A 13,368-nucleotide genomic window follows, 5' to 3' on the forward strand; every position below is an offset into this window, starting at 1 on the left:
TTCATTACAATGAGCACCCGTGACCTCCCCAATATCGACCCTGACCAGTTCCGCAAACCGACTGAGGAACAGGTTTTTGCAACTCCGCCTTCTTCACATCGTCCAAGGATACTGTTGCTGTACGGCTCACTGCGGGAGCGGTCATTCAGCCGGTTAGCTGTTGAGGAAGCTGCCCGGCTGCTGGAGGCCATGGGTTCGGAAACCCGCGTATTCGACCCGCGCGGTCTACCCCTTGCCGATGCTGAAGACGCCTCGCACCCAAAAGTTCAGGAATTGCGGGAACTGGCCCAGTGGTCGGAAGGCATGGTGTGGTGCTCGCCGGAACGCCACGGCGCTATGACTGGCATCATGAAAACCCAGATCGACTGGATTCCCCTATCCATCGGCGGCGTACGCCCTACCCAGGGCAAGACCCTGGCGGTGATGCAGGTGTGTGGTGGTTCCCAGTCGTTCAATGCGGTGAATCAGTTGCGGGTGTTGGGGCGCTGGATGCGGATGGTGACAATCCCCAACCAGTCGTCGGTACCCAAGGCGTTCATGGAATTTGACGACAATAACCGTATGAAGCCCTCGCCCTATTACAACCGTATCGTGGATGTCATGGAGGAGCTGGTGAAGTTCACCCTGCTGATACGGGACCGCAGCGACTTTCTAACGGACCGCTATTCCGAGCGGGTGGAAAGCGCCGCTGAAGTCTCAAAACGCGTCAATCAACGGTCCATGTAAGAGAGAAGTCATGAGTAGCAACGCAGAAACCACAATCGAAGACTCCGGCGGAGGCATGGATCTGTTCGGGAAATACCTCTCGATCTGGGTAGCGCTTGCGATCATCGCTGGCGTGACCCTTGGGCAACTGGCACCTGCGGTTCCGGAAACCCTGTCCCGCTTTGAATACGCACAGGTGTCGATCCCCATCGCCATTCTGATCTGGGCCATGATCTTCCCGATGATGGCCCAGATCGATTTCAGCGCAGTGGTGGGCGTGCGCAAGGAGCCAAAAGGTCTGGCCATCACCACCATTGCTAACTGGCTGATCAAGCCGTTCACCATGTTCGCTATTGCCTGGTTTTTCCTGATGGTGGTGTTCGAGCCGCTGATCGCCCCCGGATTGGCAAGTGAGTATCTGGCCGGCGCAATCCTCCTGGGGGCGGCGCCCTGCACCGCCATGGTGTTTGTCTGGAGCTATCTCACCAAAGGCGATGCCGCCTATACCCTGGTGCAGGTGTCCCTGAACGACATCATCATGCTCTTCGCCTTCGCGCCCGTTGTGGTGTTCCTGCTGGGCATTTCCGACATTCAGGTACCCTGGAACACGGTTATCCTCTCCGTGGTGCTGTACATTGTCATTCCCCTGACCGCCGGCTACCTTACTCGCCGCGTCCTGATCGCAAAGCGGGGGCAAGACTGGTACGACGAGGTGTTCATGAAACGCCTGGGACCGGTCACGCCGGCAGCGCTGATCTTCACCCTGGTACTGCTGTTTGCGTTCCAGGGCGATGTCATCCTGAACAATCCGCTGCATATCGTGCTGATAGCCGTGCCGCTGATTGTGCAGACCTTCCTGATTTTCTTCCTGGCCTACGGCTGGGCACGGCTCTGGAACGTCCGTCACTGCATCGCTGCACCCGGGGCCATGATTAGCGCCAGTAATTTCTTTGAGCTGGCAGTCGCGGCCGCCATTGCTCTGTTCGGCCTGCAATCGGGGGCGGCGCTGGCGACGGTGGTTGGCGTTCTGGTTGAGGTTCCGTTGATGCTAGTTCTCGTTCGAATTGCCAATCAAACCCGGGGGCGGTTTCCGGCCTGATTTCGGGGCTGGAGCCGCGGACATATCACAATGTGTCAATCAGCCCCTGTCATGAGTCTGCTGAATCAAGGATTACACCACCTGCAGCCAGTCCTGGTAGGCAACGAGGTCGTCTCCCAGGTCGCCGCGCACCAATCGCCCATAGAGCATTTGCAACTGGCGGGTAACCGGTCGCTTTCCGCCTCGTCCGACGCTCCGCCCGTCGAGTTCGCGAATCGGCAGAATTTCCGCAGCGGTGCCGGTAAAGAAGGCTTCATCGGCGATATAGACTTCGTCGCGTGTGATCTGGCGCTCCTGAACTTCCATCCCCAGACGTTCGCGCGCCAGTGTTATGACAGAGTCACGGGTGATGCCCTGCAGACACGAAGTCACAGCCGGGGTATGCAGCACACCGTCACGGACAATAAACACGTTTTCAGCCGAACCCTCTGCAACATAACCTTCCGGGTCAAGCATCAGGGTTTCATCGAAACCTGCCTTAACGGCCATATTGAGTGCCAGCATTGAATTGACATAGTGGCCATTGGTCTTGGCCCGGCACATGCTGATATTGACATGGTGCCGGCTCCACGATGAGGTCAGCACACGAAGACCCTGCTCGGCGGAGTCAGGCGCAATGTAATGCGCCAGGTGCCAGGCGGGAATCATTATGTGGGTCGTCAACCCGGCCGCGCGTAGCCCCATACCCTCTGCACCGAGGAAAACCGTCGGTTTAAGATAGGCATCCCCCAGTGAATTACGCCGCAGCGCTTCACATTGTGCTGAAATCAGTGCCCGAGACGTGTAATCCACCGGGATATCCAGGGCATGGGCACTGTCCAGAAGGCGCCTTATATGGGCATCGGCTCGGAACAGGTGGGTGCCGCCTGCCCCCTCATAGGCACGAACGCCCTCAAAGCACCCCATGCCATAGTGCAGCGTATGAGTGAGCAGGTGTGCTCGTGCCTCACGCCACTCCAGCCACTCCCCATCCAGCCAGAACCAACCATCGCGATCACTGATCGATTGCATGTTTATCCTCCAGTCGCACCGCACCAGTCACTTCGCCAGCCGTCAATTAGCACACGCTGGTGAGGCTGCAATTCCTGGTAGCCCCAGGCGGCAATTTCAGCGTCCTGCGGGTCCGGCACCCGGGTATTACTGCCGGACAAGGCTGATATTGCCGCATGACCGCACAGGGGCACGTAACCTTCCGAATAGCCGCCTTCATGGACCATCACCAGACGGCCATTGCAGACACGCTCCGCCAGAGCTTTGACTTGGCCCGTCATCTCGGCATACGCACTGCTGTTGAGCAGCATTGAGCCCAACGGATCTTTTCCGCAGGCATCATAACCACAGGCAACAATAATCAGGTCAGGCTGGAAAGCCTCCAGGGCGGGGAGCACCAGTTGTTGCATAGAATAGCGATAGGCACCGATACCACAGCCCGGGGGCAGCGGCAGGTTGAGATTGGTTCCACAACCTGCCCCCTCCCCCTGCTCTGCAAACGTTCCTGTCTCCAGCGGATAGTTCCCAGCCTGATGGATCGACACCGTGAAAACATCCGGGTTCTGATAAAACGCACTCTGACTGCCATTGCCATGATGTACATCCCAGTCCAGCACAGCGACACGATTTACCAGTCCGCGTGCCCGCGCACACTTGATCGCGACAGGAATGTTACCCAACAGGCAAAAACCGCGCCCGCAATCCGCCTCGGCATGATGCCCTGGAGGGCGACACAACGCATAAGCATTGCGACACTTCCCACAGACCACGTCGCCTACCGCAGCAATTGCCAGCCCTGCTGACTGTTTGGCCGCCAGTAAACTTCCGGCGGTGTAGGGCGCACAGTCGCCGGCGTCTCCGCCACCATAACGATCACCGCGTTCGAGTTCGTCCAGATAGCGTGAGGTATGGAAGTACTCAAGTTCCTCGCGGCAGGCTGGCCGCGGTTTGGTAACCACCAACTCATCAATCAACCCCGACACTTCCAGCAGGTTCTTGAGCCGGCGTTTGCTCTCAGGGCTTTCCGAAGCCGCCTGCGGCTGCTGGAACTCTGCCAGAGACGAAAACACCCCGATGGCCCCGGGGTCATGCCAGAAACAGCGCTCATGCCAGTAAAACCCTGTGGAACTGGCAGGCACGGCATCATCCGCAGCCAGTTTTACCATGCGACACCTTTCAGCAGACGATTGAACACCCGAACTTCCGGTTTTGTGCACCGACAACATCGGTTCATTCGGGCCGTTTTTCGTTTCAGACTAGTCAAATTCCGGGTTGACTGCTTGCCTGAGCCTCAGCAGATATTTGCCTGAGGCTCAGGAAAAGCCCAGATTTATCGCACAGAGAGCCATGCCGGCGGCCGATAGGATCACTCAGCTACAGCCGCCAGATTGAGTGATTTTTGTTCAGATCGAAAATGGAGTAGTCTATCCTTGATAGCTACTCGAATAGTCGATCACTGAAAACGTTGAGTCCTCTCAGTGAGGCGCAGTGAGGCGGTCACCTTCTCAGGGAAACGTGAATCACCATGTCTATCGTCAGTTTACAGGCGTGCACCCTGCAGCCAGAGTGGGTGTCACACTCCCATGACTATCACCAGCTGATCTTCGCGACCTGCGGTACCACGGAGCTGAGCATTGAAGGCCGGGGCAATCGGATTACCGGTGATACCGGCTGCCTGATTCCCTCCAGCTATCATCATGATTACATCGGAGATGGCGCCAACAACACTCTGGTGATCAACCTGCCCACCAACCGCTTGCCCCTGCTCACACACAGTGATGATGTCGAACGTCTTTTTGAAAAACCGGCCTTTTACAAAGTGCCTCCTCCACTGCAACAGATGGGTTCAGCGCTCGCGGATCAGGCAGGTAAACAGCCGGGATTACACGACGAAATTGCGCTTCTGATCCTGCGTTCGATCTACCTTGGTCAGTTTGATCATCCACTTGCACCACCAAACCCGGAGCAGGTTCGTCATACGGGTCGCCTGTGCGACCAGAGCCTGCATCTGATCGACGAACACATTGACCAGCATCTGGCCCATGACATTCGTGTCGACGACCTGGCTAGACTGTGCTTCCTTAGTCCCGGTTACTTCTACCAGGCATTCCGCGATTACACTGGGCTGACCCCCATGGCTTACGTGATGAACCGCCGCATGGCAACAGCCCGTAGCCTGTTAACCCACACCGACCTGCAACTCAGCGTCATTGCCGAAAAGGTCGGCTTTCGGGACCAGGGCAGCTTTTCCAGAGCCTGCCGGCGCCATTTTGGTAATGCACCCTCACACCTGCGCACCTGACTCCACCCCCTTCCTGATCAGAATACGCGGATTGTGTGCCTGATTCTCAGGCAAAACCATCTGACAACCGGGCAAGCACCCCTCGTTCAAGCGTCATAAAGTTAAAAGAGACGTGAGTCTGATAACACCAACAAGAATCGTGTTCAGGGGGAAAAGTATGAAAGATCGTATTGGATGGAAGTCACTGCTGATGGCTGGTGGCCTTAGCCTCAGTCTTCAGTCGGGTCTGGCTCAGGCAGCCGAATACGAAATGGCCATCGCCACGCTGATTCCCGAAAACATCAACAACAACTCCATATACCCCGCCCTCGTACATTTCAAGAATCAGGTTGAAACCCGCACCGACGGCGAACTTGAAGTGAACATTTTTGGCGGCGGTCAGCTGGGCTCAGAAGTGGAAACCGGTTCGCAGGTACAAAGTGGTGGCCGGGCACTGCAATCCACTATTCTTACCTCCGGCGCCATGTCGTCGTTCTATCCCAGGTATCAGGTTGTCACCACCCCGTTCATGTTCGATAACTGGCGTCAGGCCTGGTCCTTCTTTGATGGCAAATGGTTCGCCGATTTTATGAGTGGCACCATTGATGACGCCGACATGCGTTACCTGGGTACCTTCGATGATGGTGGCGGTTTCGTTGCCTTCACCAATAACAAGCGACTGATCAAGACCGTGGACGACCTCAAGGGCCTGAACATCCGCGTTGAAGAGAACCCGGCTCACGTTGCCATGATGAGCGCTCTGGGTGCCTCCGCCACGCCACTGCCCTGGGGGGAACTGATCACCGCTCTGGAGACCGGCCTGGCAGACGGGCAGTTCAATGCCCCGGTGCTCAACACTACGTTCAATTTCAACGAAGTGACCGACTACACCACGCTCACCGGCCACGTATACAACAGTGCCAGCTGGATGGTCAGCGAAACCTGGTTCCAGTCACTGCCTGACGAATACCAGCGCATCGTTGTTCAGACGGCACGCGAAGCCATCAGCATGAGCCACGGGGCGTCCGGTGCCTTCGCCACCGCCAGTTGGCAGAAATCATGCGAAGTGTTTGAGGAGTGCTACCTGATGCCGACGGCTGAGCGCCAGCGCATGGCTGACATCGCACGCCCGGCCTGGAAAAAGTGGATCGTGAACGACTTCGGTATCAAGGAAAAGCTGGTCGACGATCTGTGGGCTGAAGTCGACCGTGTTGGCGAGGATCTGAAACAGCAGGATTTTGCCCGCTACGGAAAATAACCCTGACTGTGGCTTCGCCGGATCTGGCGAGGCCACTGTCCGACCCACCTCCGGAGGCACGGCATGAACTCTGCGCTCAATCGCCTGAGAACGCTCAGTGATGGCGTCAATCAGGCCGTTACCATCGTCTGTATTGCCTGCATCCTGGGCATGCTGGCAATTTCGTTTATCGGTTTTCTCTACACGCTGTTCACAGATCAGGCACTCAGCTGGACCTATTCTCTGGCCCGGCTTTTTCTGCCCTGGATTGGACTGCTGTCATCCACCGTGGCCCTGCGCTCCGGTGAACACGTTGCCATGACACTACTGATGCGGGCCTTGCCAAAAAGCCTGGTCAGGGTGGCAGCGATTGCCTGCCTCATCATACTGGCGGGATTTGCCCTTGCGCTGATCTGGTACGGCTGGGAATTCTTCAGCAACGCCCGCCAGTCCTACATGGTATCTGCCCATATTCAGATCTCCTACAAGTGGACCACCATTGCCGTACCACTGACCGGCGCCATCATGCTGATTCACCTGTGCCACGGCTTTACGCTGCTCGAACATTTCACCGGCCACGAGACTGCCATTGAAGAGGCGCTGGCGGGTGACTCACGGGAGACCACGTCATGACCGCTGCCATCATTGTCTTCGTTGCCATCCTGCTGATCGGTGCACCAGTTGCCGTTGTTATGGCTGTTTCCGGCATGGCCGGAAGCTTCATGCTCGGCGGTGAGCGGCTGCTGGGTATCGTTGCCGACCGGATGTTTTCCGGAGTCTCCGGTTACATACTGATTGCCGTGCCCTACTTCATTTTCACCGCCGAACTGATGAACCAGGGTGGGCTGACGCAAAAGCTGATCACGTTCAACAACGCCCTGCTCGGCCGGATTCGCGGTGCGCTGTCTCACACCAACGTGACAGTCTCGCTGTTTTTTGCCGGCCTCACCGGCGCTGCCATCACAGACACCGTTGCCATCGGCAAGATCATGATCCCGGAGATGAAAAAACAGGGCTACGACGCCGAATACGCCGCTGCCATCACCGCCTGTTCGTCCATTATCGGGCCGATCATTCCGCCCAGTGTCGTGATGGTGGTCTACGCCTCCATGCTGCGAGATATCTCGGTGATCGATCTGTTTGCAGGTGGCATCGTGCCCGGCGTGCTTCTGGCCGCCGTGCTGCTGGGGACCAGTATTGTTCTGTCCTGGAAGCGTCGCTACCCGCGCATGGCAGGGTCGTCCCTGAAGGCCGCGTTGATCGCCTTCCTGAGCGCCCTGCCTGCACTGTTCATACCCGTGATCATCCTGGGCGGCATTCTGACCGGCGCCACAACCATCACGGAAGCGTCCGGTTTTGCGACGGTGTACGCCATTTTCATCGGCTTTGTGGTGTACCGGAATCTCACCTGGCGCAAGGTATGGGATTCTCTGGTGACCACAGTGCGGCTATCCGGTGTGGTGTTCTTCCTGCTGGCAACGTCTGCGGTCCTGAGCTGGTTTGTGACCCGCTCGGGTATTGCCCGTGATGCGGCGGAAGCCATTACCGCATTCAGCGACGTCGCCCTGATCCAGATTCTGCTGGTCTGCCTGCTGTTACTTCTGATCGGCACCGTGATGGATGTACTGCCTGCCCTGGTGGTGGTCGCGCCCGTCATCGTGCCGGCCATGGTCAATCTTGGCTTCGATCCGCTGCACTTTGCCATCGTTATGATCGTGACACTTAATGTGGCCAATGCCACTCCCCCGGTAGGGATGACGCTCATGACCGCAGCACGGATCGCAGAGGTGCCCTATGAACGCACGATCATTGCCAGTTGGCCATTCTATCTGTCGTTCCTGATTGTTATTGTCCTGCTGGCACAGTTCCCGACGCTCTCCACCTGGATTCCCTCACTCCTGGACTGAAGGACGGATTATTAATGCACTTTTTCTATTCTTCCGAACAAAAAGCTCACTCGCCAAGCACGTTTTTGGTGCGGGGTGAGCCAACGCCCTCGCCGGAGCACACCGGTCGCGCCGACCGGCTTTTGGCTGCTCTGGAGTCATCGGGGCACGAGGTGAACACACACAACGGTGGAGGATCGGACTCATTGGACCAGCGGCTGCAGCGGATCCACACGGCCCGCTATCTGACCTTCCTGCAGACTATTCATCAACGCTGGAAAGACCTGCCCGGTGCATCTGACGTGGTGACCCCCAATGTGCACCCCACCGGAGGCGGGCAGCGCTATACTTCACACCCGGTCGCACAGGCTGGCTGGCATTTGCATGACATGGCGTGTCCGATTGGCCCCACCAGCTATCAGGGCATTCGTGCCAGCGCAGCGACTGCTGAAATCGCCGCCGAATTTGTCAAAACCGGACAGGGCGATGCCTACGCTCTTTGCCGCCCCCCTGGCCACCATGCAGGTCCGGAAAGCGCGGGAGGATTTTGCTTTATCAATAATACCGCTCTGGCCGCCTCGGTATTGCGGGAACGGCTGGACCGCGTTGCGATCATCGACGTGGACCTGCATCACGGCAACGGCACACAGGACATCTTCTATTCGCGAGGCGACGTCTGGACCGGATCCGTGCATGCGGACACCGAAGTGTTCTATCCCTTTTTTTGGGGCAGTAGCGGCGAGCAAGGCACCGGAGACGGGCTGGGCTGTAACCTTAACGTCCCCCTGCCACTGGGGAGTGATGGCACCGCATTCATGCTTGGCCTCGAGACGTTGATCTCCGGGCTGAGGATGTTCCAGCCTGAAGCCATCGTCGTCGCGCTCGGGTTGGACGCCCACAAGGATGATCCTCTGGCCGGCCTGGCCCTCGAGATTTCCGATTTTTTCGACATCGGCGCCCGACTCGCGGCCCTGCCCCACCCCTGTATTCTGGTGCAGGAAGGAGGATATCCAACCGACACGCTGGGTATTAACCTGGCGGCTTTTATCGATGGTTTCACCCAACATCGCCAACATTAGACAGGAGAGTACGATGACAATCAGATACCTTGGATCAGGCCCTCGCATGAGTCAGGTCATTATCCACAATGGCACCGTTCATACCGCCGGACAGGTTGCCACCGACGCCAGTGCCAACGCCCAGGGCCAGACTCAACAGATTCTGGATGGACTCGACAGCTTGCTGGCAGAGGCGGGAACCGATAAGGCGCACCTGCTCAGCGCAACAATCTGGGTTGCAGACATGGCCGACTTCTCCGGCATGAACAGTGCCTGGGATGCCTGGGTAACACCAGGACGAACACCGGTCAGGGCCTGTGTCGAAGCACGGCTGGCCAAACCGGAATGGAAAGTTGAAATCATGGTGGTCGCCGCGCTACCGGACTAATCCCGGATCACAATCCTGAAAGGGAGCGATCCGCAGGTTGATGACAGGACATCAGCAGGCTTCCAGAGGTGCATACGCCAGAACCAACCACTTTGCACCTTCGTCAAAGTTCACCTGCACCCGGGTGTGGTGACCACTGCCCTCGCTGTTCATCACAATGCCCTCACCAAACTTGGGATGACGTACCCGCTGGCCCAAGCTGAACCCCGTGCCCACGTCCGGTTCCTGGCTGAACAGGCCCTCATTGGGCCGGGCCATCATGGCTGGCCGGCTGACCGTGTTGCGCAGCCGCACTTCCTGGATGCAGTCACCGGGAATCTCGCGAACAAAGCGCGACAGCGCGTGGAATTTCTCCTGACCATACAAACGGCGGGATTCGGCGTAAGTAAGCACCAGCTTTTGCATGGCCCGGGTGATGCCCACGTAAGCCAGGCGCCGCTCTTCTTCCATCCGCCCCGGCTCTTCCAGAGACATACTGTGAGGGAACAGGCCTTCTTCCACGCCCGCCAGGAACACCAGCGGAAATTCCAGGCCCTTGGCAGAGTGCAGGGTCATCAGTTGGACGCAGTCTTCGTTGACCTCGGCCTGGGCCTCGCCGGCATCCAGAGCCGCTTGGGCGATAAATTCGGATAACGGATCAACCCCCTCCTCCGCTTCAAAGTCCGACAGGGCATTCACCAGTTCGTCCAGGTTCTCTGCCCGCGCCTGACCTTTCTCACCCTTCTCGTTGGCGTGATAATCCCTGAGGCCGCTCAGTTCCAGGGTGCTCTTCATCAGCCCATGCAGGGACGCGTCGTCCACCATTTCCGTCAGGCGTTCGATGATGCCCATGAAGGATTGCAAACCGGTTTTGGCACGGCCCTTTACCTGCCCAGCCTCCAGCAAACGCTCGGCAGACTCCCACAATGAGATGCTGCGCTCAGTGGCGAACGTCCGCATGTCCGCCAGGCTCTTGGCACCAATTCCGCGGGCGGGAATGTTCACCACGCGCTCGAACGCTGCATCATCCCGGCGATAGTGCACCAGACGCAGATAGGCGATGGCGTTGCGGATTTCCTGGCGGTCGTAGAATCGCAGGCCGCCATAAACCCGGTAAGGAATGCCCTGTCGGATCAGGGATTCTTCCAGCACCCTGGACTGGGCATTGGAGCGGTAAAGAATCGCCGACTCGCTGCGCAGGTTGCCCTCACTAACCCAACTGCTGATGGTGTCAGCGATGTAGTTGGCTTCATCCTGCTCGTTGAAAGCCGCATACAGGCTGATGGGCTCACCATCTTTTCCATCAGTCCACAGCTCCTTGCCCAAGCGCCCCTGATTGTTGGCGATGACCGCGTTGGCAGCTTTCAGAATCATCTGGGTAGAGCGGTAGTTCTGCTCCAGTCTCACCATACGGGCGTTGGGAAAGTCCCGCTGGTACTGCTGGATGTTTTCGATTTTCGCGCCCCGCCAGCCGTAGATGGACTGGTCGTCGTCCCCCACCACCGTCAGCGGCACCCGGTTTCCGGCCAGAATCTGCAGCCATGCGTACTGGATGGTGTTGGTGTCCTGGAACTCGTCCACCAGGATCTGCTGGAAACGGCTCTGGTAATGGCTCAGCAGTTCCGGACGATACAGCCACAGTTCGTGGGAGCGCAGCAACAGCTCGCCAAAATCCACCAGTCCGCTCAGGTTGCAAAGCTTTTCGTACTGGCGGTAGACCGTCAGCATGGTGCTGGTGAAATGGTCGCCGGGGTTTTCCTGGATATGTTCCGCTCGCAGCCCCTCATCTTTCTGGCCGTTGATAAACCACTGGGCTTGCTTCGGCGGCCAGCGGCTTTCATCAATCTCAAGTTCACGCATCACGCGCTTGATCAGGCGCAACTGGTCGTCGCTGTCCAGCACCTGGAAGTTCTCCGGCAGGCCTGCGTCCTGATAATGCGCCCTGAGCAACCGGTGGGCAATGCCGTGAAAGGTGCCGAACCAGAGGCCTCGGGCCGGAATGTGCATCATCTGCTCAATGCGGTAGCGCATCTCCTTCGCCGCTTTGTTGGTGAAGGTCACCGCGAGGATGCCCGTCGGCGGTACTTCGTCCACCTGCATCAGCCAGGCAATCCGGTGCACCAGCACCCGGGTCTTGCCACTGCCAGCACCGGCCAGCACCAGCAAATGATCATTCTGGGCCGTCACCGCCTCACGTTGGGCGTCGTTCAGGGCGTCGATAATGTGGGAGACATCCATAGAGATCCGGTCGCTACTGGTTAAATGAACAGGTGCGGAATTATAACAGGAGAAAGGAGGGTTTGCCGGGTGGGGGTGTATTGGGTTTACCGCACACATGTAGGGTGCCGATACAGAAAATGTGAACACTTTTTATGAAACTGTCGTCAACTTGGGTATACTCGCCGCCGCGGGTTGCCCGGAAGAACCTTCAGTTCCTCCGCTGGCCACCGTTTTCCCGCACCAGACAATTTGCAGGGGCAAGACATAAGTCCCCTGAAGCCAGGAAGGCGCCCGCATCTTGCGACCAGACATCAAAGGAGATGATGTACGATGTACTCCGTATACCGAAGCACTGCCCGCGTTACCTTTACGTCCCTTGCACTGACCGCCACCCTGTCGTTTCCCTCCATGGCCGATGACAGCCAGCGAATTGACCAGCTGGAACAACGGCTGGATTCCATGCAAAAGCAGATGACCGAATCCAGCCTGGAAAAGGTTCGCCTTAACGGTTTTTTCAGCACCGGCTATACCCGTTCCAATAATGACGCCGGCTACGACGAGGCAACGGAACAATCCGACCTTGAAACACTCAGCCTGTTTGGCCTGCAGACCACCTTTGCCCTGGGCCGCAACACCGACGCGGTAATGCAGCTGGTGTCCCGTGGCAACGAGGATTGGGACACCGAACTGGAATGGGGCTACCTGCGACACCAATTCGCCAATGGCTCCGAACTGAGAGCCGGTAAAATGCGCCTGCCGCTGTTTATGGAGTCCGAGACTCTGGAAATCGGCTATGGCCAGCCTTGGGCACGTCCACCGGAGGCGGTCTACGATCCGGTGCCGGTCCGCAGCTACCTGGGTGCCGATGCGGCCTACACGCTGAACCTTTCCAGTTCCTCTATCCAGGCCCGCGCTTTTGCCGGCCACCTGGACGACGATGCCGATTCCCTCGGCCGGAGCGTGAGCGTGGAACTGCGCAATATCACCGGCCTGACCGCCAACTGGATCAATTACCTGTGGACTTTCCGTGGCGTGTACGCCCATGCAGAAGCCACCATCGGCGGAACACCACCGCTGGGCGACGAAGAGAAAACCGAGTTCATGGGAGTGGGCCTGTCCTATGACGATGGCAGCTGGCTGTTGATGTCGGAACTGACACGGGTTGAGGTGGACGGCTTTTACCAGGACACCGACTCCGCCTACATCACTCTCGGCTACCGGGTAAAGGAAGTCACGCCCTATATCACGGCCTCCTGGGTCGAAAGCCAGGACAACTACGAGCGCGACGGCACACCACTGGAGGTACTGGACGTACGTCGCCAGGCCTACAGCCTGGGATTCCGCTGGGACATGACCACCTCGGTTGCCATGAAGGTGGACTGGACCCACGCCCGGGGCTTTGGCAAAACCACTGGTGGCCTGATTGGCAACCAGCTGGATGCCCTGGCCGGCAATCCCGGCGGCCGATTCGACAGCACCGACGTATACACCGTCCGGCTTGATGCCGCATTTTGATCAGGAGGAA

General features: G+C 58.0%; 12 protein-coding genes. 9 read left to right on the forward strand and 3 right to left on the reverse strand.

What is annotated here, in order from left to right; translation table 11 throughout:
- Positions 1-9: 9 nt before the first annotated feature.
- Both arsH and arsB read left to right on the forward strand, forming a co-directional pair.
- Positions 10-726, forward strand: coding sequence for an arsenical resistance protein ArsH (gene arsH, locus B3M52_RS14785; protein ID WP_091644623.1), 717 nt, complete (start codon positions 10-12; stop codon positions 724-726).
- 10 nt (positions 727-736) lie between these two features.
- Positions 737-1,804, forward strand: a complete 1,068-nt coding sequence (arsB, locus tag B3M52_RS14790) for an ACR3 family arsenite efflux transporter (RefSeq protein WP_286749787.1) — start codon at positions 737-739, stop codon at positions 1,802-1,804.
- Positions 1,805-1,876: 72 nt separating this feature from the next.
- On the opposite strand, the gene B3M52_RS14795 is transcribed toward arsB, so the two are convergent.
- Together B3M52_RS14795 and B3M52_RS14800 are read right to left on the reverse strand one after the other, a co-directional pair.
- Positions 1,877-2,815 carry a branched-chain amino acid transaminase gene (locus B3M52_RS14795; RefSeq protein WP_286749789.1) on the reverse strand — a complete coding sequence of 313 codons (939 nt, stop codon included), beginning with the start codon at positions 2,813-2,815 and terminating at the stop codon, positions 1,877-1,879.
- 2 nt (positions 2,816-2,817) lie between these two features.
- Positions 2,818-3,960, reverse strand: a complete 1,143-nt coding sequence (locus tag B3M52_RS14800) for a class II histone deacetylase (RefSeq protein ID WP_286749790.1) — start codon at positions 3,958-3,960, stop codon at positions 2,818-2,820.
- Positions 3,961-4,319: 359 nt separating this feature from the next.
- On the opposite strand from B3M52_RS14800, the gene B3M52_RS14805 reads away from it, so the two are divergent.
- The 6 genes from B3M52_RS14805 to B3M52_RS14830 all read left to right on the forward strand — a co-directional run bounded on the left by B3M52_RS14805 (position 4,320) and on the right by B3M52_RS14830 (position 9,644).
- Positions 4,320-5,096: an AraC family transcriptional regulator gene (locus tag B3M52_RS14805; protein ID WP_286749791.1), complete on the forward strand. Its 777-nt coding sequence runs from the start codon at positions 4,320-4,322 to the stop codon at positions 5,094-5,096.
- Between the two features lie 157 nt (positions 5,097-5,253).
- Entirely contained in the window at positions 5,254-6,333 is a 1,080-nt protein-coding gene (gene dctP, locus B3M52_RS14810; RefSeq protein ID WP_286749793.1) for a TRAP transporter substrate-binding protein DctP, read from the forward strand.
- 63 nt (positions 6,334-6,396) lie between these two features.
- Complete coding sequence (locus B3M52_RS14815) at positions 6,397-6,945, forward strand: TRAP transporter small permease (RefSeq protein WP_286749794.1); 549 nt, start codon at positions 6,397-6,399, stop codon at positions 6,943-6,945.
- Positions 6,942-8,219 (forward strand): TRAP transporter large permease, encoded by a 1,278-nt coding sequence (locus tag B3M52_RS14820; protein WP_286749795.1) that lies wholly within the window; start codon positions 6,942-6,944, stop codon positions 8,217-8,219. The genes B3M52_RS14815 and B3M52_RS14820 overlap by 4 nt, the downstream gene beginning before the upstream one ends.
- A 14-nt stretch (positions 8,220-8,233) precedes the next feature.
- The gene (locus B3M52_RS14825; RefSeq protein WP_286749797.1) at positions 8,234-9,277 is read left to right on the forward strand and encodes a histone deacetylase family protein; all 1,044 of its coding nucleotides are present in this window, start codon (positions 8,234-8,236) and stop codon (positions 9,275-9,277) included.
- 13 nt (positions 9,278-9,290) lie between these two features.
- Positions 9,291-9,644, forward strand: a complete 354-nt coding sequence (locus B3M52_RS14830; RefSeq protein WP_286749798.1) for a RidA family protein — start codon at positions 9,291-9,293, stop codon at positions 9,642-9,644.
- A 51-nt stretch (positions 9,645-9,695) separates the two neighbouring features.
- Here B3M52_RS14830 and uvrD read toward each other — a convergent pair whose 3' ends face one another.
- On the reverse strand, positions 9,696-11,861 hold the full coding sequence (gene uvrD, locus B3M52_RS14835) for a DNA helicase II (protein ID WP_286749800.1): 2,166 nt from the start codon (positions 11,859-11,861) through the stop codon (positions 9,696-9,698).
- Positions 11,862-12,173: 312 nt separating this feature from the next.
- Here uvrD and B3M52_RS14840 point away from each other — a divergent pair, with 312 nt between their 5' ends.
- A complete protein-coding gene (locus B3M52_RS14840) occupies positions 12,174-13,358 on the forward strand; it encodes a hypothetical protein (RefSeq protein WP_286749801.1) in 1,185 nt (394 codons plus the stop codon).
- Positions 13,359-13,368: the final 10 nt, after the last annotated feature.

Origin of the sequence: Marinobacter sp. UBA2688 (assembly GCF_002352785.1) — a bacterium.
GTDB lineage: Bacteria > Pseudomonadota > Gammaproteobacteria > Pseudomonadales > Oleiphilaceae > Marinobacter > Marinobacter salarius.